Origin of the sequence: Ruegeria sp. SCSIO 43209, assembly GCF_019904295.1 — a bacterium.
GTDB lineage: Bacteria > Pseudomonadota > Alphaproteobacteria > Rhodobacterales > Rhodobacteraceae > Ruegeria.
This window is the reverse complement of record NZ_CP065359.1, coordinates 1,754,251-1,772,979: the sequence shown is the minus strand read 5'-3', so window position 1 is coordinate 1,772,979 and position 18,729 is coordinate 1,754,251. Positions and strand designations below refer to the sequence as shown.

Annotated in this window: 21 protein-coding genes; 12 read left to right on the top strand and 9 right to left on the bottom strand. The window is 58.2% G+C overall.

Annotated features, from left to right (window positions below; translation table 11 throughout):
• The first annotated feature begins 27 nt into the window (after positions 1-27).
• The 5 genes from I5192_RS08890 (at position 28) to glmM (ending at position 5,511) form a co-directional block, all read left to right on the top strand.
• Positions 28-666 (top strand): cell wall hydrolase, encoded by a 639-nt coding sequence (locus I5192_RS08890; protein WP_170393504.1) that lies wholly within the window; start codon positions 28-30, stop codon positions 664-666.
• A 73-nt stretch (positions 667-739) separates the two neighbouring features.
• Positions 740-2,113, top strand: a complete 1,374-nt coding sequence (locus I5192_RS08885) for a multicopper oxidase family protein (RefSeq protein WP_223118218.1) — start codon at positions 740-742, stop codon at positions 2,111-2,113.
• A 105-nt stretch (positions 2,114-2,218) separates the two neighbouring features.
• Positions 2,219-3,139, top strand: a complete 921-nt coding sequence (locus I5192_RS08880; protein WP_170393501.1) for a dihydroneopterin aldolase — start codon at positions 2,219-2,221, stop codon at positions 3,137-3,139.
• Positions 3,136-4,134: a dihydropteroate synthase gene (gene folP / locus I5192_RS08875; RefSeq protein ID WP_170635558.1), complete on the top strand. Its 999-nt coding sequence runs from the start codon at positions 3,136-3,138 to the stop codon at positions 4,132-4,134. The genes I5192_RS08880 and folP overlap by 4 nt, the downstream gene beginning before the upstream one ends.
• 33 nt (positions 4,135-4,167) lie before the next feature.
• The gene (gene glmM, locus I5192_RS08870) at positions 4,168-5,511 is read left to right on the top strand and encodes a phosphoglucosamine mutase (protein ID WP_170393497.1); all 1,344 of its coding nucleotides are present in this window, start codon (positions 4,168-4,170) and stop codon (positions 5,509-5,511) included.
• Here the strand turns inward: glmM and I5192_RS08865 are convergent.
• Positions 5,508-6,410 (bottom strand): DMT family transporter, encoded by a 903-nt coding sequence (locus tag I5192_RS08865; protein ID WP_223118217.1) that lies wholly within the window; start codon positions 6,408-6,410, stop codon positions 5,508-5,510. The two genes, glmM and I5192_RS08865, sit on opposite strands and share 4 nt — an antisense overlap.
• A 78-nt stretch (positions 6,411-6,488) precedes the next feature.
• Here I5192_RS08865 and I5192_RS08860 point away from each other — a divergent pair, with 78 nt between their 5' ends.
• Positions 6,489-6,797 (top strand): helix-turn-helix transcriptional regulator, encoded by a 309-nt coding sequence (locus I5192_RS08860; RefSeq protein WP_223118216.1) that lies wholly within the window; start codon positions 6,489-6,491, stop codon positions 6,795-6,797.
• The gene (locus tag I5192_RS08855; RefSeq protein ID WP_223118215.1) at positions 6,794-7,249 is read left to right on the top strand and encodes an SRPBCC domain-containing protein; all 456 of its coding nucleotides are present in this window, start codon (positions 6,794-6,796) and stop codon (positions 7,247-7,249) included. The genes I5192_RS08860 and I5192_RS08855 overlap by 4 nt, the downstream gene beginning before the upstream one ends.
• Before the next feature lie 45 nt (positions 7,250-7,294).
• On the opposite strand, the gene ilvC is transcribed toward I5192_RS08855, so the two are convergent.
• A complete protein-coding gene (gene ilvC, locus I5192_RS08850; protein ID WP_170393489.1) occupies positions 7,295-8,317 on the bottom strand; it encodes a ketol-acid reductoisomerase in 1,023 nt (340 codons plus the stop codon).
• A 131-nt stretch (positions 8,318-8,448) separates the two neighbouring features.
• Between ilvC and I5192_RS08845 the strand changes: the two genes are divergently transcribed.
• Both I5192_RS08845 and I5192_RS08840 read left to right on the top strand, forming a co-directional pair.
• The gene (locus I5192_RS08845) at positions 8,449-8,904 is read left to right on the top strand and encodes an Lrp/AsnC family transcriptional regulator (RefSeq protein ID WP_170393487.1); all 456 of its coding nucleotides are present in this window, start codon (positions 8,449-8,451) and stop codon (positions 8,902-8,904) included.
• Positions 8,901-9,359 (top strand): Lrp/AsnC family transcriptional regulator, encoded by a 459-nt coding sequence (locus I5192_RS08840; RefSeq protein WP_170393485.1) that lies wholly within the window; start codon positions 8,901-8,903, stop codon positions 9,357-9,359. The genes I5192_RS08845 and I5192_RS08840 overlap by 4 nt, the downstream gene beginning before the upstream one ends.
• On the opposite strand, the gene I5192_RS08835 is transcribed toward I5192_RS08840, so the two are convergent.
• Positions 9,356-10,057, bottom strand: coding sequence for a GntR family transcriptional regulator (locus tag I5192_RS08835; RefSeq protein WP_170393483.1), 702 nt, complete (start codon positions 10,055-10,057; stop codon positions 9,356-9,358). The two genes, I5192_RS08840 and I5192_RS08835, sit on opposite strands and share 4 nt — an antisense overlap.
• Positions 10,058-10,289: 232 nt before the next feature.
• Here I5192_RS08835 and I5192_RS08830 point away from each other — a divergent pair, with 232 nt between their 5' ends.
• Entirely contained in the window at positions 10,290-11,417 is a 1,128-nt protein-coding gene (locus I5192_RS08830; RefSeq protein WP_223118214.1) for an aminotransferase class V-fold PLP-dependent enzyme, read from the top strand.
• A gap of 31 nt (positions 11,418-11,448) precedes the next feature.
• Here I5192_RS08830 and I5192_RS08825 read toward each other — a convergent pair whose 3' ends face one another.
• The 3 genes from I5192_RS08825 to I5192_RS08815 form a co-directional block, all read right to left on the bottom strand.
• Positions 11,449-12,645 (bottom strand): UbiH/UbiF family hydroxylase, encoded by a 1,197-nt coding sequence (locus tag I5192_RS08825; RefSeq protein ID WP_223118213.1) that lies wholly within the window; start codon positions 12,643-12,645, stop codon positions 11,449-11,451.
• Between the two features lie 72 nt (positions 12,646-12,717).
• Positions 12,718-12,966, bottom strand: coding sequence for a hypothetical protein (locus I5192_RS08820; RefSeq protein ID WP_170393477.1), 249 nt, complete (start codon positions 12,964-12,966; stop codon positions 12,718-12,720).
• 87 nt (positions 12,967-13,053) lie between these two features.
• On the bottom strand, positions 13,054-13,698 hold the full coding sequence (locus tag I5192_RS08815) for a pyrimidine 5'-nucleotidase (RefSeq protein WP_170393475.1): 645 nt from the start codon (positions 13,696-13,698) through the stop codon (positions 13,054-13,056).
• Positions 13,699-13,798: 100 nt separating this feature from the next.
• Between I5192_RS08815 and I5192_RS08810 the strand changes: the two genes are divergently transcribed.
• Positions 13,799-14,446 carry a GntR family transcriptional regulator gene (locus tag I5192_RS08810; RefSeq protein WP_223118212.1) on the top strand — a complete coding sequence of 216 codons (648 nt, stop codon included), beginning with the start codon at positions 13,799-13,801 and terminating at the stop codon, positions 14,444-14,446.
• On the opposite strand, the gene I5192_RS08805 is transcribed toward I5192_RS08810, so the two are convergent.
• Together I5192_RS08805 and carA are read right to left on the bottom strand one after the other, a co-directional pair.
• Positions 14,403-16,331: a glycosyltransferase family 2 protein gene (locus I5192_RS08805; RefSeq protein WP_255612124.1), complete on the bottom strand. Its 1,929-nt coding sequence runs from the start codon at positions 16,329-16,331 to the stop codon at positions 14,403-14,405. The genes I5192_RS08810 and I5192_RS08805 overlap by 44 nt on opposite strands.
• A gap of 62 nt (positions 16,332-16,393) precedes the next feature.
• Positions 16,394-17,560 (bottom strand): glutamine-hydrolyzing carbamoyl-phosphate synthase small subunit, encoded by a 1,167-nt coding sequence (gene carA / locus I5192_RS08800; protein WP_170393471.1) that lies wholly within the window; start codon positions 17,558-17,560, stop codon positions 16,394-16,396.
• A gap of 182 nt (positions 17,561-17,742) precedes the next feature.
• Between carA and I5192_RS08795 the strand changes: the two genes are divergently transcribed.
• Positions 17,743-18,225, top strand: coding sequence for a GatB/YqeY domain-containing protein (locus I5192_RS08795; protein ID WP_170393469.1), 483 nt, complete (start codon positions 17,743-17,745; stop codon positions 18,223-18,225).
• Here I5192_RS08795 and I5192_RS08790 read toward each other — a convergent pair whose 3' ends face one another.
• A complete protein-coding gene (locus I5192_RS08790) occupies positions 18,226-18,711 on the bottom strand; it encodes a DUF2244 domain-containing protein (protein WP_170510555.1) in 486 nt (161 codons plus the stop codon).
• Positions 18,712-18,729: the final 18 nt, after the last annotated feature.

Sequence of the window (18,729 nt, the reverse complement as noted above, 5' to 3'; positions counted from 1 at the left end):
GCGTTTGTGCCTGTGCGAGGTTATCTGATGAGACGCTACATAGTGGCTGTTGCCGTGGGGGCCGCAGCCTTGCTACCGAGTTTGTCCTTTGCCGATAGGCAAGGCGATACAAAATCTGTTGAGTTGGTCACACGTAACGAGTTGCCAGCACAAAGCTTCCGCGATTACCTGAAACTGTTTAAGCCGCGTAAGGCGCCGGAAAAAGTCGAAATCTCCTACACCAAAGCCTGGCTGGACCAGCAGCCAAAGGCGACCGGAGATGAAAATTTCCGTTGTCTTGCCGAAGCGCTGTATTTCGAGGCTCGCGGTGAAAGCGTACGCGGTCAATTTGCAGTGGCCGAGGTTATCCTGAACCGTGTTGAAAGCGGTCGCTTTCCGGATTCACTGTGCGGTGTGATAAAGCAAGGAACGGGCAAGAAATATCAGTGCCAGTTCACCTACACCTGTGACGGGCAGAAAGAGATTATCAACGAAAAACGCGCTTATGATCGCGTTTCGAAAGTCGCCCGTGCCGCAATCGATGGTGTAGCTGAAGAGATGACCGCAGGTGCCACGCACTATCACACCAAGGCAGTGCGCCCGTCCTGGTCCCGCGTCTATAAAGAAACGGCGCGTATTGGCGTGCATATCTTCTACAAGCACAATTATCGCACGGCCAGCAACTGATTGACGCACCAGCGCTGGAAGGGTGCTGGCAACAGGCGTTTTACCAACTATGTTGCGAGCCAGGAGGCTCGCAATGACCATAACACGCCGACAGTTTCTGCAATCGACCCTGGCCTTGTCGATGATACCACGCGTGGCGATGGCATCTGCCACCGAACTGGTGGCACAGACTTCCCTCCAGCAGATCGCGCCCCAGGGATATCCGGAAACTCCGGTCTGGAGTTATGGCGGCGGTGTTCCGGGCGCGGAAATCCGTGTTCCGCAGGGGGCTCGGGTACGCCGCAAGCTTGTAAACATGCTGCCGCAACCAACGACCGTTCACTGGCATGGCATCCGGATCGACAATGCGATGGATGGAGTGCCCGGCCTGACGCAGGAAGTTGTGCAGCCAGATTCCAACTTTGAATATGATTTCGTGGTGCCGGATGCGGGAACCTATTGGTATCATGCGCACAACCAATCGATGGAGCAGGTCGCGCGTGGGCTTTATGGCCCTTTGATCGTCGAAGAAGCCAGCGGACCCGATGTTGATCAGGACCTGACCTTAATGCTGGACGATTGGCGCCTTGACACCGAGAGCGCAAAGATATCGAGCGATTTCGACAATGGTCATGATCTGAGCCATGCGGGTCGGCTGGGCAACATTGTAACGGTGAACGGAGAGTTTGACCCTTCTTATCCGGTGCAGGCGTCTGAGCGATTGCGATTGCGGGTGATCAATGCCGCGAATGCCCGGGTATTCGACGTAGCGCTCGACGGGCTTGCTGGCTGGATCGTTGCGCTTGACGGTATGCCGCTTGAGGTTCCATTGCGAGTTGAGAGCAGTTTTCCTTTGGCGCCTGCGCAGCGGGTTGACTTGATCGTTGATGTCTCAGCGGAATCCGGCCAGACGGCAAGTATTGTGAGTGTAGAACGGGATGGCGCTTACGGACTCGTCAAATTTGATGTGTTCGGAGTATCATCGCGTATTGCTAATGCAAAAGTTAGACCGTTGCCAGCAAACCGAATGCCCGAAATTGAACTGCAGAATACACCTCTGCATCGTATGACGATGCAGGGGGGTGCAATGCGCTGGCTGGAGAGCGCCAAATTGGGCGATTCCGAGCTGTCGGGGCGCGAGTTGGCTCAGCTTGGACGATTCTGGGCTTTGAACGGATATGCAGAGCGGCCAGATGATCCGTTTCTGGATGCGCGATTGGGATCAGTTCATCGGATTGAATTCGCAAATGAAACGGCGTTTCCACATGCGATGCATCTGCATGGGCACCATTTTCGCATTATCCTGCAGGACGGTACACTGGGGCCGTGGCGCGACACTGTTCTAGTCGAACGAGGGCAGGTGCGGCAGGTAGCGTTGGTAGCTGACAATCCGGGCAACTGGCTGTTGCATTGTCACATGCTAGGCCATGCGGCATCGGGTATGATGAGCTGGTTCCGGGTCACGTAACGCCGCATTCCGTAGCTGGAAAGGCGTTTGCTGCGATGCTATACGCCCGCGAAACGCCTAAAGTGGGCTGATCATCAGTCCACCGAGCCCGAAAAGGTCCGCCGCATGAGCTCTGAAATCCGTCTTGCCTTTGCGCACCCGTCCGAACGGTCCGAGGCTACCGCCGCGCGCGGTGCGCTGGACCGCATTTCGCTGCGCGATCACATCGTTGAGGTCGAGATCGGGGCGTTTCAGGCCGAACGCGGTACCACGCAACGGATCTGCTTTAACATCGTGGTCGAGGTGCGCCCGCTGACAGACCCCATCGATGATGACGTGGATCGTATTCTGTCTTACGACCGTGTAACCGAAGCGATTGCGTTCGAGTTGGCTGCTGAACGGCTAAATTTGCTCGAGACACTGGCAGATCGCGTGGCGGAGCGCATTCTGCTTGAACCTCAGGCCGTAAGAGCTTTTGTTCGCATTGAAAAACTGGATCGTGGACCTGGCGCGCTTGGCGTCGAGATCGTGCGCGGCAAGGATGCGGTACATCATGATGTGACCGAAGAAGAGCGGCCACATCCACGGTTGGTCTTTCTGTCGAATGCAGCGATTTCATCAGGTAATCTCACCGGCTGGATCGACCAGCTTGAGAATCGCCAGCGCCCGCTGATCCTGTGTGTTGGGGCGTCTGATCTGGATGTGCCGCAGACGGGTCACGCAATGACCCAACGCCGGATAGATCTGTTGGCAATTGAACAGAACGCCTGGGTTCTGGCTGCGCGCGATCACCGTTGCGTGGTCGTTTCAACCCGGACCGAGCTGGATTGGGCGATGAAAAACGGCCAGATCTGTGTTTGGGCACCCTCCAAAATTGTTCTGGATGCGGTCGATGGCCCCTCAGCCGCGCCGTCTGACGCGGTGGCGCTGGCTGCTTGGTTCGCGGCAACCTTTGAAGCCAGCGAGATGCTGGTTATTGGCGGAGACCTGCCCGAAGCCCCCAAAACGCCATTGCGCGCAGTTCCGGTGGAGCAGGCGCAACTGTGACCGTCTATTACCGCCCATTGGTCCAGCATGGGAGCACGCGCGTCGACGGGGCGGTGCCACTGGCAGGGCAGGTGCTGTGGTTCTCACAGGCCGAGCGGATTGAGCGCGGGCAAAGCACCCAGATCGTCGATGCCGTTGAAATCCCAAAGGAACAGCTGGATCGTCTGACCTGCGCGCGTCCAGCGATTGCCGGGCTTGATATGGCACGAACGCAGATCATGGGCATTCTGAATGCCACGCCGGATAGCTTCTCGGATGGGGGGCTGTATAACTCGGTCGAGGCCGCTCGGACCGCTGCCGCCGGCATGGTAGCGTATGGTGCAAGTATTCTGGACATTGGCGGCGAATCCACGCGCCCGGGCGCTGATTTTGTGCCTGAAGACGAAGAGATTGCCCGCACACGCCCTTTGATTGAGGCAATTCGGGGCGAGACGGATGTGTTGATCTCGATCGATACTCGCAAGGCCGGTGTTGCCAAGGCGGCTCATCTGGCAGGTGCGGGACTGATCAACGATGTGTCGGGATTTACCTTCGATCCCAAACTTGCACCATTTTGCGCGCAGATTGAGGCTCCGGTTTGTGTGATGCATATGCAGGGTGATCCGACCACGATGCAGGATGACCCGCACTATGACAATGTTCTGCTGGATGTTTACGATTTCCTTGAGGGGCAAATCGCCCATCTTGAAGGACTGGGGCTTAGCCGCGATTTGATTGTCATCGATCCGGGCATCGGGTTTGGCAAGAATCTGGACCACAACCTGACCCTTCTGCGCAATCTCAGCCTGTTTCACGGGCTGGGCTGTCCAATCCTTCTGGGCGTTTCGCGCAAGGGATTTATTGGTCAGATCGGCAAAGAGCCGCGCAAGGATGCCCGCGCGCCGGGGTCAATCGCGGTTGCTCTGGCGGGAATATCACAGGGCGTGCAGATTGTACGGGTACATGACGTGGCCGAGACGGCTCAGGCCTTGCGTCTATGGGCCGCCGTCCGGTAATCCGGGCAAAAGGAATTTTCAGGAGACCGACTTATGCGCAAGCTGTTTGGAACCGACGGGGTGCGGGGCACCGCCAACACGCACCCTATGACGGCGGAAATGGCTTTGCGAATTGGCGCAGCTGTGGGGCGGTATTTCCGCCGCGATGCCTCAGGCGTACACCGCGTTGTTATTGGCAAGGATACGCGGCTGTCGGGCTATATGCTGGAAAATGCGCTGACGGCAGGTTTGACCTCGACCGGTATGAACGTGCTTCTGCTGGGGCCGGTGCCGACTCCTGCGGTAGGGTTGATGACGCGCTCGATGCGCGCGGATCTGGGCGTGATGATCTCGGCCAGTCACAATCCGGCGATCGACAATGGAATTAAGTTCTTTGGGCCGGACGGGTTCAAGCTTTCCGATCAGGCCGAGATTGAGATCGAGCGGCTGATCGAAGAAGGCGTAAGTCCCGCACAGGCGCAGAATATTGGTCGTGCGCGTCGGGTTGACGATGCGCGGTTCCGTTATGGCGAGCGTGTGAAATCATCGCTGCCGCGCAATCTGCGCTTGGATGGGCTGAAGGTCGTGATCGACTGCGCCAACGGTGCCGCGCACCGTACTGCGCCGGAAGTTCTTTGGGAATTGGGAGCAGATGTGATCCCGGTCGGCATCGCGCCGAACGGCAAGAACATCAACCTCGGATGTGGCTCAACCCAGCCTCGTGTTGCGGCCGAAACCGTGGTTTCACATGGCGCCGATGTAGGTATCTGTCTGGATGGGGATGCCGACCGCGTCGTTGTGATCGACGAAACCGGCGCTGTTGCTGATGGGGATCAGTTGATGGCCCTGTTGGCGACCGCCTGGTCCCGCGCGGATCAGCTGAAAGGCGGCGCCTTGGTCGCCACTGTGATGTCGAACCTCGGGTTGGAGCGGCACCTGGCCGGGCAGGGGCTGCGTCTGGAGCGGACCGCCGTTGGCGACCGCTATGTGGTTGAACGGATGCGCGAGGGTGGTTTCAATCTTGGTGGCGAACAATCAGGTCACATCGTGATGAGCGATTATGCCACAACCGGCGACGGTCTGATGGCGGGGCTGCATTTTCTGGCAGAGATGGTGCAATCCGGCAAGAAAGCCTCGGACCTATCGCGCCAGTTTGAGACGGTGCCGCAATTGCTGAAGAATGTGCGCTTTAGCGCGGGGCAGGCCCCGCTGGAAGCGGCCAGCGTCAAAAGCGCGATTTCCGAGGCCGAGGCGCGTCTGAATGGGCAGGGGCGTTTGCTGATCCGCAAATCGGGCACGGAACCTCTGATCCGGGTGATGGCGGAATGCGAGGATGCCGCACTGCTGACCCAAGTGGTCGATGGGATCGTATCCGAGGTTGAGGCGGCGACAGGTTAACGCCCCAGCAGCATTTTCTGCAGAGTGAACCACTGGCTGATTGCCAGCCCGGTTAGGATCATGGCAAGCGCGATATAGAACCGCAGCGGCAGGGCTTCGGATAGAATCCAGGCCCCGAACACCATCGACCAAACGGGCACCTGATAGTTCACCAGCGTCAGAAAGACGGACCCGGCGCTGCGGGTGATGGATACTCGCAGCAGGGTGGCGAAGGCCGTGGGGACAAGGCCCAGAACGATCAGGGCCAGACTGGGGCGCGTTCCCTGCCACGTGGGAAGCCCCTCGGTTAGCAGCATGATAGGTATCAATAGTACTGCGCCAACCAGCAGCGTCAGGGCTGCCAGAGCCATCGGTTCAATCGGCGGGCAGCGGCGGGTCAGGATCGACGAACTGGCGTAGCACAAGGCTGCCGTGACGCAGGCCATTTGCGCCAGTGGCTGCGTACCCTGACCCAATTGCGCCAGACCGGGCCCGATCAACACAAGCGCGCCAGAGAAGCCAAGGCAAACGCCGACCAGACGCCGTAAGTTCATAGGCTCATCCGAAAAGAAATGTGCCAGCGGCAGAACCATCAGCGGAATCGCCGCCATCGACAGACCTGCAAAGGCCGAAGGGACAAATTGTTGCCCCCAGCTTAACAGCATGAAGGGAACCGCCGTCGACAGAATGCCGATGAAGAAAATCGAACTCAAAAGGGCTGGTGTCAAACTCGGAATACGCCGTCCGGTGAGGCGCATCAGCACCAGCAGCATAACGGCACCCAATGTGGTGCGCGACGTCGCCACGGTGACCGGTCCATAGCCTTCCAGCGCCATGGCAACCACCATGAACGTCCCGCCCCAGATGAGGCCCAGCGTGAAAACACCGCTCCAATCCTGTTTTGTCGGTTGTTGAACCATTCCATCCACTTATCCCGCGAATCTGATGGTGTCACGCGCTGATATTGACATTTGGTAAGTAACTACTTACCGTAAGCTATGGCTTACAAAGATGTGCTTTCGGCTTTAGGGGATTCGACCCGTCGCAAGGTATTTGAGGCGGTGGCCAAGCGCCCCAGGGCGGTTGGTGATCTGGCTGCGGATTTGCCCGTAAGCCGCCCGGCGGTCTCGCAACATTTAAAGGTCTTGTCCGATGCTGGACTTGTCGTTTGCAGGGCCGAGGGAGCGCGCCGCATCTATGCCGCCCGACCCGAGGGGCTGGCAGACCTGCGCGCCTGGCTCGAGCAATACTGGTCGGACGTGTTGGAGAATTTCGCCGCCGAGGTAAACGAAGGACGAGATGCATGATCGAACCAATCATCAAGACCATTGTTGTGAACGCAACGCCCGAGCGCGCCTTTGACATTTTTGTAAATCGCATCGCCAATTGGTGGCCATTGGATGGGCACGCTGTCTCAGCGGTGCAAGGCAAGCCTGCGCTGGCAGTTGTGATCGAACCTCATGTCGGCGGTGCGGTTTATGAAACCATGTTCGATGGCGCCCGCGCTGATTGGGGCAAGGTGTTGATCTTCGAACAGGGGGCTCGCCTGGCCTTCAGCTGGCACCCCGGCACCAACACCGACCGCCCCACGCGGGTTGAGGTCCGGTTCGCAGCCCACGGAGCCGGGCATACCACGGTCACTCTGACCCATTCGGGCTGGGAAGTCTGGGCATCTGAGGCGTCGGACAAACGCACCGGTTACGACAGTGGCTGGGATTATGTTCTGAGTGAATGCTACGCAAATGCTGTCACCAAATGAAAAGGGCGGCCACCGGGGCCGCCCTTTCGCTGACATTTGTCAGACTTAGTTCTTCTCTTTGTCGACCATTTTACCAGCCGAGATCCAGGGCATCATGGCGCGCAGTTTTGCACCGGTTTCCTCGATCATGTGCTCATCGTTCGCACGGCGCGACGCTTTGATGGTCGGTTGGCCTACAGCGTTCTCCAGCATGAAGTCACGGACGAATTTACCCTGCTGGATGTCGTTCAGAACCTCTTTCATACGCGCTTTGGTCTCGTCGTATTTCAAAATACGCGGGCCGGTGACGTACTGGCCATATTCAGCCGTGTTCGAGATCGAGTAATCCATGTTGGCGATGCCACCTTCATAGATCAGGTCGACGATCAGCTTCACTTCGTGCAGACACTCGAAATATGCCATCTCGGGCGCGTAGCCCGCTTCGACCAGCGTTTCAAAGCCGCAGCGGATCAGTTCAACCAGACCGCCGCACAGTACGGCCTGCTCACCGAACAGGTCGGTTTCGCATTCCTCGCGGAAGTTGGTTTCGATGATGCCCGAACGGCCGCCACCGATGGCCGAGCAGTAGGACAGGCCGATTTCCAGCGCTTTGCCGGTCGCGTCGTTGTCGACCGCGACGAGGCAAGGAACGCCGCCGCCTTTGGTGTATTCGCCGCGCACGGTGTGGCCGGGGCCTTTGGGTGCCATCATGATAACGTCCACGCCTTCTTTCGGCTCGATCAGGCCAAAATGGACATTCAGGCCGTGGGCGAACGCGATGGCAGCGCCCGGCTTGATGTTGTCGTGGACGTATTTCTTGTACGTCTCAGCCTGCAGTTCGTCAGGCATGGTGAACATGATGACGTCGCACCAGGCTGCGGCTTCGGCGATGCCCATCACCTGCAGGCCTTCCGCTTCGGCTTTCTTGGCCGAGGGGGAGCCTTCGCGCAGGGCGATGACCAGGTTCTTGGCACCCGAGTCGCGCAGGTTCAGCGCGTGGGCGTGGCCTTGCGAGCCATAGCCCAGAATCGCCACTTTTTTGTCTTTGATCAGGTTGATGTCGCAATCGCGATCGTAATAGACGCGCATTTCGCCGGTCCTTTCAGTTTCGATTGATGTGCTTCTATCTTGCGTGATTGCTATTGGCGATAGGGTTTGGATTGAGTATTTGACAAATAGATGAAGAATAATTCTTCTATTGAACGAAATGTGAAAAAATCATGCTTGATGATGTTGATCGACGTATACTGCGCCACTTCCAGGCCGAGCCAAGCCTGACAACGGCAGAATTGGCTGAGCGATGCCGCATCACTTCGGGCGTCTGCTGGCGCCGGATCGAAAAAATGCAGGCGGCAGGAGTGATCGAGGGGCAGGAAGCCGTTATCGACTGGGCCGCCTTGGGCTATGCGGTCGAGGTCTCTTTGCGGATCACGCTGGACAAGACGCAGGCACGGGCGTTCGACGAATTCACGGCGGCGGCGCGGAACGTGGCCGAGGTGATCGAGATCCAGACCTTCCTTGGTCGGGTGGATGTGCGCCTATCGGTGTTGGCGCGAGATATGGCGCATTATCAACAGGTCTATCGCGATCGCATTCTGACCCTACCGCATATCGCCGATATCGAAGCCCTTATGCATATCGCACGGGTCAAGCGGGACGAGGTGCTGCCGGTATGATCGAACTGGATGAGATCGACCGCAGAATTCTGCGCGCGCTGGTGCAGGACGCGACCCAAAGCGCGGGGGCTCTGGGGCGCCGCTTTGGCTTATCGCAGCCTGCGACCTGGCGGCGTATTCGTCGACTGGAAGAAGCAGGCGTGATCAAGGGGCGGCGGCTGCGTCTGAATGCCGAGGCCCTGGGTTTTGGAGTGACCGTCTTTCTCGGCGTGAAACTTGCGCGAAAAGGGCAGGTCAGCCTTGAAGATTTTGAACGTGCCGTCAGCGCCATTCCCGAGGTGCAGACGGTTGAGCATGTGCTGGGTCTTTATGATTATCGCTTGCGCGTCGTGGCGCGGGATCTGGCAGACTTCGAACGGGTTCTGCGCCGAAGGGTGATGACCTTACCAGGGGCCGGAGAGGTCGAAGCCAATGTACTGCTGAGCGAAGAACGCCTGCCCGGGCCGATCGGTTAGTATTTAGTGCGGATGCGGAACCCCGGATGATGGGTCATGCGGGCGAAAGTCATCGGTTGTCCGTCCTTCCACGTGGTCCGTTCCAGCTGAATCATCGAAGTGCCAGTGGTCGTGCCCATGAAATCAGCTAGACGATTGTCCGCCGAGATCGCACAAAAGGCGATTTCAGCCTCGGTAAACGGGGCAGCATTCAACAACCATTCGTGTGGGCCACTTTTGTTGAGGTCGGCTTGCTCGACCTCGGGTACGGCTTCGATATTGATCCAGCGTTCTTCAAGCTGGAAGGGGCGGTTGTCTGCATAGTGCATGCAGATCACGTGCAGAACGCGCGCGTCCGGTTCGACATTCAGTTGCGAGGTCAGCCAGCCGGGGCTGTAGACCACGTTCCGTTCCACCAGAGCATAGCGATAGGCTGAGTTTTGGTTCTCAACCGCTTGTCTCGCAAGTGAAATTTCAAGCTTGGCTTGTTTGCGTGGTTCTTTCTTGACCCGCGTTCCGCTTTTGCGCTTGCGCTCGACAAAGCCCTGTTCGGCGAGCTCCCTCAGCGCCCGGTTCACTGTGGCGCGGGCACAATTGAACTCTTCCGCTAATTGGGTTTCGGTGGGTAAAAGCGAGCCCTGAGGCCATATGCGGGATTCAATCCGCCGCTTTACCTCGTCTCGAACGACTTGAAAACTAATCCGCTTTTGCGCAGTCACGAGTAAAATTATCCGTTCTTGTTCAAAGTGTGTGTATCTGTTCAGAAACACGCTAGGGTGTAAAGGGGACCTGACTCTGGTTGGCGTCATTTCTGCTAATTGTGGCATGTAAAAACTCAAAATGAAATTTTTGGCTGTGGGTTACTTTGGGTCAACTTCAGGCCGCGTTTGACGCTTTACCGAGCGCGCAAGACAAGGCAGAACAAAAAGGACCCAATAGAAAGGATGCGTCATGCCGGCACTACTGAATACTGTTGACCCGGGCGGGCTGGAGGAGTTCTCGGTGGTTTTTACCGACCGTTCTCTGAACCATATGTCTGCAAGTTTTCAGCAAGTCATGCGCGATATTTCAGCAATGCTGCGTGAAGTTTACAATGCTGAAGGCGTTGCGGTCATTCCCGGCGGAGGTACCTTTGGGATGGAAGCCGTCGCGCGACAGTTTGCGCGGGATGCTGATGTGCTTGTCGTACGCAATGGGTGGTTTTCATATCGGTGGAGCCAGATCATCGAGTCAGGTGATCTGACATCGTCGACCACCGTTCTCAAAGCGCGCGAAACCGGCAATTCCAGCCCGTCACCTTTTGCTCCGGCCCCGATTGATGAAGTTGTCGCGACAATCCATGAGAAACGACCGGGTATTGTCTTCGCGCCGCATGTTGAGACCTCGGCCGGAGTGATTCTGCCTGATGATTATGTGACAGCGATGGCCGCTGCTGCGCATGAGGTGGGGGCGTTGATGGTGCTGGACTGCATCGCCTCGGGCTGTGCCTGGGTCGATATGAAGGCCACCGGAGTGGATGTGCTGATCTCGGCTCCGCAGAAGGGGTGGAGCGCAACGCCATGCGCCGGTCTTGTCATGCTATCCGAACGCGCCGAGGCGCGGCTGGCAGAAACCTCATCCGATAGCTTTGCGATAGATTTGAAGAAATGGCGCCAGATCATGCAGGCCTACGAGAATGGCGGGCATGCCTATCACGCCACCATGCCCACGGATTCTCTGCTTTCCTTCCGCGACACAATGGCCGAGACGCGCGCGTACGGCTTCGAAAAGCTGCGCGCGGCGCAATGGGCGCTGGGTGATGGCGTCCGGGCCTATCTTAGGGACAAGGGCGTCATGTCGGTTGCTGCCGAAGGGTTCGGCGCGCCAGGTGTGGTGGTCAGCTATACAGCAGACCCCGAAGTGCAGAACGGCAAGAAGTTCGCGGCCCTAGGCATGCAGATCGCAGCCGGCGTACCGTTGCAATGTGACGAACCCGAAGGGTTCAGCACCTTCCGTCTCGGCCTGTTTGGCTTGGACAAGCTGTATGATGTTGACGACACGATTGCGCGCCTGAAACGGGTTCTGGATCAGGTGCTGTAATAGCGTGGCGGGCAGAAGCCCGCCCTGCGGTTCAGCGGACGCCGAGGCCCATTTGCATTAACGTCTTGCGCACGGGTGGTAGGGAATAGAGCGCATTCAGCCCCATCGCTCGTGCGTCGCGCAGCGGACGCGCTTCGATCATCGAGGCGCGGTTCAGCAGGTCGATGCCTTTGACGCGCAGTTCGATCTCGGTATGGCGGGCCTTGTGATAGGAATCCAGCATCTGCGCATCGCCTAAGCCCTCGGGCCGGGCTTGCGTCAATTCCAGCACGCAGCGCAGATCGCCCAACGACATGTTCAGCCCCTGCGCACCAATAGGTGGCACCACATGCGCGGCCTCGGCCATCAGCGCGATGCGTTCACCCGACAACCGTTCCGCCGACTGGCTGATGATCGGCCAGATCGTCCGGCGTGAGGCCAATTTCAGCGGTCCAAACAGCCCGCAAGAGCGTTCGGTCATGGCGGCTTCGAACGCGTCGGATTCAAGGTTTAGCAGTTCAACGGCACGTGGCCCACGCTCCATCCAGACAATCGCCGAAGACGGTTGGCCTTGCCAGTCGGGCAGGGGGACCAATGTGAACGGCCCGCCCGAGCGGTGAATCTCGGTCGAGACATTGTCGTGCGGGATAGGATGTGTGACGGCGAAGGCGAGGGCCTTTTGGCCGTAGCGCGTGGTATGAACATTGATCCCGGCAGCTTCGCGCATTGGTGAACTGCGCCCGTCAGCGGCGATTACCAGTTTGCAGCGGATGCGGGTTCCGTCGCTCAGGCCGACCCGCGCTTCATTGGTGCGGGTGAACAGGCTGACCGTGCCGGTGCCCGGGCGGAAATCGACATTCGGCAGTTCGGCCAGTCGCGCCACCATCTCGCGGCGCAGCAGCCAGTTGGACAGGTTCCATCCGAATGGCTGGTCCGAGATATCGGCGGCGTTGAAATCACGCACGACGCGCGGTTCAGGCACATCTCCGCCCGCATCCACGATGCGCATGATCTGCAGGGGCGCTGCGTGGGCATCCAGTTTGGCCCAAAGCCCGCATTGTTCCAACAGACCGTGGGCAGGCTGCAAAAAAGCGGTGGTACGCAGATCCGATCCGTCCACATCCCGCTCGGTGATCGGAGGGGTGGGATCGACGCAGACTACGTCGAACCCGGCAGCGCCAAAGGCGGCGGCGGCGGTCAATCCGGCGATTCCGCCGCCGGAAATCAGGATGTCACAGCTGTCAGTCATGAGTATGTCTCCGTTGCCGCAGACACTAGTGCTGTTGCGCGGTGGGCGCCAAGTGACATCCTGTCTCGTGCTTTATCCCCGAGAGATCAAAATCAGGACAAGGAACATCGTCGGCACCAGCATCAGGGCAGGAATATAAAGACCCGGCAGGCCGAACAGAAGGATGGAACAGCCCCACATGCTGACCAGCGCCGCGGCTGTATAATAAAGGTCTTCAGCTTCGGCATTGGCCGCGTCCCGGGCCATCCAGCCAAACACGGGAATTGCAAACAAAAAGCGCTGCCAAAGAGGCAGGCGCTGAGGCATCTCAAGCGCGGTCATTGGGGTCTCCGATTCTGTTCGTCGCTGAGCTGCATATGGGGTCAATTCTGCAACTGCGAAACGAACAGATCGTCGCAGTGTGACAGCCTATCGCAGGCGACCCAGAAACCCGGTCAGATCATCGGTGTGATGGTGAATATGGTCAGCCTCGTGCGGGTCAGGCGCGACGTGCACGGTACGCATTCCCATCTCGTGCGGGGCGGCCAGATTGCGTGGATCATCTTCGAACATGGCGGCTTTCGCTGTATCGATTCCATCCTGCGCAAAGATCGCCTCGAACGCGGCTTTTTGCGGCTTGGGGCGATAGCCTGCGTGTTCTACGCCATAGATCGCGTCGAACAGCCCATTCAGACCGCGTGCCGCCAGAACGCGCTCGGCATAAGGTGCAGATCCATTGGTATAGACAATGCGTCGCCCGGGCAAAGCGCGGATATGTTCCGCCAGCGCAACATCGGGTTCCATATGGCTCATGTCCACCTGATGCACGGCGTGCAGATAGGGATCGGGGTCCAGATCGTGCTCTGCCATCAGGCCCGCGAGTGTCGTGCCGTATTCGCGCCAGTAATGTGAACGCAACCGGTCAGCCTCGGGGCGGTCGACGCCGATAGCTTGCACGACGTAATCCGTCATCAGCACTTCGATCTGATCGAACAGGCGCATATGCGGCGGGTAAAGCGTGTTGTCTAGATCGAACACCCATTGGGTGACATGGGAAAAGGCAGGTTTGACCATGCTTTGGGTTTAGGGCGATGGGCTGCGGTTTTCAATGCCGCACTTGATCGGGGGGGCGTGTGGCGGCTAGACAGGTCCGAACGAGGAGACAATTCAGCCGATGCCCCAATCCAAACAGTCCAATACGGACGCCTATAGCCTTATTCTCGAAGCGATAGACGTCGGTGTCTACAAGCCTGGTGATCGGCTGGTGGAAAGCGAACTGGCCGAGCGGTTTGGCGTTTCGCGCACTCCGATCCGCGAGGCGCTGCAGCGGCTGGAAACGCAGTCGTTGCTGGAACGGGACGGGCGGTCGTTGATCGTGGCCTCATTGGACCACAACCAGATGGCCGAGCTTTATGTTGTCCGGCGTGAATTGGAAGGGCTGGCCGCACGTCTGGCCGCAAAACACGCAACCGAAGAGGAAATTCGGGTCCTGCAGGACATGGTGGTGGCCGATAATGAGTTGATCGGAGATCCTGTTGCGCTGTCGCGGGCCAACCGGAGATTTCACGAACAGATTCACCTGGCTTCGCATAACCGCTATCTGGTGCAGCAGCTTGATCTGGTGCATCGGACCATGGCCTTGATGGCGACCACATCGCTGGCCGCAGAAGGGCGTGGCGAGATTGCGCAGAGCGAGCACAAAGGCATCGTGGACGCGATTGCGGCGCGAGACGAGGACGCGGCGGCCAAGGCGTTGCAGGATCACATTTCGGTCGCTTTCATGACGCGGCTGAAACAGGATGCGATCCGGCGCGAGAAATAGCGGCCTCACGTTCCTCGACCGCATGGCCGTGCTGGGTCTTGTCCCAGAAGAACGGATTGACCGCCAGTTCCCACAGGCCTTTGTAGGCCGCCAACACGCCCAGCGGATAGTAAAGCACCATGGTCGGCACCCAGGGTAGCAGGAACCTGCGTTTGCCTGCGATGACACCGCAGATACCCACCAATAGGTTGGCGGCTTCGGCGACGAGAAACAGAACCACGCAGGCAGTCAATAAACCGGGTGTCAGGATTGGTTGATACAGGTGGGGCAGCCCGAAAAAGATGGGCCAGAACGCCCACAAAAGCGGGGCCAGAAGGAATTGGCCCAGTGTTCCCAGAAAAAAGGCCTGTAAGCCCAAAAAGCGCAGCAACCCCAGATCGCGCAGCAATTGGCGTGGTGCGCGCATATGCACCAGATAGGTTACCATGAACCCCTTCAGCCAACGCGAACGCTGCTTGACCCATGGCCAGGCGCGAAAGTTCGCCTCTTCATAGGTCGTGGTGCTGACGATCTCGGTCCGATATCCGGCACGGCTTAGGCGGACACCCAGATCGGCGTCTTCGGTGACATTATGGGCATCCCAACCGCCCAGTTCGACCAGCTTGTCGCGGCGAAAAAAGAAGGTTGTGCCGCCCAGCGGAACGACCAGACCAATTCGCGCGATGCCTTTCAGGACGACGCGAAACCAGCCGCTGTATTCGATGCTAAAACAGCGCGACCGCCAATTGGTGCGCGGATTGTAGTAGTCTAGAATACCTTGCAGGCACGCCACTTCCTTTGGGGCGTTCGCGAAATGGCGGACAACGGTTTCAATCTGATCGGATTGCGGCGCGTCTTCGGCATCCCAAACGCCCAAAATCTCTCCACGGCAGAAATCCAGCGCATAGTTCATCGCACGGGGCTTGGTGGTCAGGTCACCCCGATCCGGCACAACAATGGCGCGCATCCAGGTTGGCAGTTCTATTTGCCTGAGCGCCTCATTGGTTACGTCATCCCGCTCTTCCAGCACCAAAATGACATCCAGCAACGCTTTGGGATAGGTCAGGCGGCGCAGCCGGGCGATCAGGTCATCGGCAATCTCGCGTTCCTTATATAGCGGCACAAGGATCGAGACGCGGGGTAGGCGAAGTGACTCAGAGGTCTTTGTTGTTGGCTCAGATTTTTCTCGCCATAGATAAGCAATGAGCCCCGAGAGCCTGAGAGACAAGAACAGTCCTAGGGTCAGCAGTGCAAAGCCCAAAAGAAGGCCGAGGCCAACTATCGGGAAACAAACACAGAGTGCCGCGAACAGGATAAATCCAATGATCGGCCCACGGCGCGTCTGGGCCGACCAATTCCTGCAGCTTTGCCGCGCCTCAACGCGAGTTTCTGCAGCTTGTGCCAGCGGTTGAGCATATTGACGGGCGATGGCGGCATCGATCTGCTCGGGTCCTGCCAGAACCGGGATGATCGTGTAACCGTGGCCTTTCAATGCGTCTGCCACTGCGTCGAATGTATCTGGCCTGGCTGTAGCGATCAGCAGGATTGGCCCCACACGCATCCAGGGCAGTACATTGTGCTCCAACCAAAACTCGACCGGTTCGAGCAAGCAGAGATCTGCGGCAGGTGGTACCTGCGCAAGATCGGCGATCTGAAGGCCGGTTTGGTCAGACAGCGCCGAGAGAACCTGCGCACGGCTGGCCCATCCTTCACTGACCAGTATTTCTCCCAATGGCGCGTTCTGGAATACTTGCATCCGCAGGGCGCGCGCCAACTGGTCGGATGTGATGATGCCTTGTTCGACGAGACATGTGCCGAGCGGTTTGCGCGAATGCGGCCCGGGCACAGGCTGCGCCAGTGTCTGACGCTGGAGATTCAATTCGACCATAACGAAACCCTGCCGCATGTAACATCCGGCAGGGTTGCTTAGTCAGGGTTAACACACGGTTAACGCTGTTGAATTCGCCTTTAAGCTTGTGCTTTTTGATCCGCCATCGCCGCGGCAAAGCGTTCGAACAGGTAGAAACTGTCCTGCGGGCCGGGTGACGCTTCTGGATGATGCTGCACCGAATAAACCGGGCGGCCCGTCATGCGGATACCGCAGTTCGAGCCGTCAAACAGAGAGCGATGCGTTTCGACTACGCCATCGGGCAGTGTTTCCGCGTCCACGGCGAAGCCGTGGTTCATCGAGGTGATCTCGACCTTACCGGTTTCCATATCCTTGACCGGATGATTGGCACCATGGTGGCCGTGGTTCATCTTGATCGTCTGCCCGCCAAGCGCCAGTGCCAGCATCTGATGACCTAGGCAGATACCAAAGACAGGCAGATCTGTTGTATCCAGCACTTCCTTGATCATTGGAACTGCATATTCGCCGGTAGCCGCGGGATCGCCGGGTCCGTTTGACAGGAACACTCCGTCCGGCTTGTGTGCCAGCACCTCCGCAGCCGTTGCGGTGGCGGGCAATACGGTTACGTCGCAACCCGCCGAGGCGAGGCAGCGCAAGATGTTGCGCTTGGCACCATAGTCGATCGCGACCACCTTGTGCATCGGAGCTTCCTGACGCTGGTAGCCATCGGGCCAAGCCCAACGCATCTCATCCCAGCGATAGCTTTGGGCGCAGGTGACTTCTTTGGCCAGATCCATCCCTTCGAGACCCGCAAAACTACGCGCTGCAGCAATCAGGGCTTCGATATCGAAGTTTCCCTCGGGATCATGAGCTAGCGCCACGTGCGGTGCGCCTTGCTGGCGGATCGCGCGGGTCAGGCGGCGGGTATCGACGCCGCCGATTGCGATGCGACCACGTCGGGCTAACCAGCTTTTTAGCTCTTCTGTCGCGCGCCAATTCGACGGCTCGGTCGGGTCCCATTTGACCACCATCCCGGCTGCCACCGGGTCGCCGGTTTCGTCATCTTCGGGATTCACTCCGACATTGCCGATATGCGGGAAAGTGAAGGTCACGATCTGGCCCGCATAAGAAGGATCGGTCATGATCTCTTGATAGCCCGTCATGGCGGTGTTGAAACACAACTCGGCCTCGGTTTGACCGGTTGCGCCGAAGCCCACACCGTAAAACAGGGTTCCATCGGCCAACGCCAGACATGCGGTGGGCTTAGACGGGGCGTTCTGGGCCATGGCGCGACTCTCCTGCAAGGTAAACGGGCGCATAACTAAGTGGGTTATACGCTAGGGTCAAGTCTGTTCAAATTTTGGGCTATTGTTAAAAATCAATGAGTTACAATTAATGTCCACTGTTGTACCAACCTTTTTGTTTCGATATGGTCAGGGTTCCTTTGCCATGGGGATGGACAGACCATATGGATATGCGATCACGGGTGAACTCTGCCCTGAAGCAAGCTATGAAAGACAAAGCCGCCGAGCGTCTTTCGACACTGCGCCTGATCAATGCGGCGATCAAGGATCGTGATATTGCTTCGCGCGCCTCTGACAATGAAGAGACCAAAGGCTGCGGCGATGCCGAAGTGCTTGAAATTCTGGGTAAAATGACCAAGCAGCGCAAGGAAAGCGCACGCGCCTACGAAGAGGGCGGACGCCTTGATTTGGCCGAGCGGGAACTGCGCGAGGTTGAGGTGATTGAGGAATTCCTGCCCAAACAGCTGGACGACGACGAGGTTAGCAAGGCCATTCAGACCGCCATCACGTCTACTGGGGCGGGCTCAATCCGCGATATGGGCAAGGTGATGGGCGAGTTGAAGTCGCGCTATACCGGTCAGATGGATTTCGGCAAAGTAGGACCGATGGTCAAAGATCATCTTTGCGCTAACTCGAACGGCGCTTAGTCACGTCGATTTGCGCAGTTTCTGACTCAGATCATCAAACAGCGCGATCCGCTCGTCCTCGGACAGGAACGCGCCGATCTCAACTTCGCGCCCATCGCCGATCAGCGTTACGTAATGGGGTACCGGACCACCGCTGGTGTGCATTTCAGGACGGGCCCAATAGCGGTTGCAGGTCCATTCCTGATCGCCCTTGTCTGGGTGGTGGTGCACAAGGTGGGCTTGCGTCTGGCCTAAGGTCAGAACCTCGAACACGCTGCGCGCGCGATAGTTTGTCTGGATTGCCAACCAGAGGCCCAGAACCGTCAGCAGTAGGAACGGCAGCAGACCCCACAGGACGATCGAACCCAACATCGCCAGCAGCGGGATCAGTCCGAACAGGAACACCGACAAGATGACGGTCATTGCACCACGTGGTGGCAAGGAGTTGTGCGGCCAAAGCCGCAGTTCCTGTTCAGCGTCCGAGTTTTCTGTCCATTGATAAGGCATGGCGAGAACCTAGCTCAG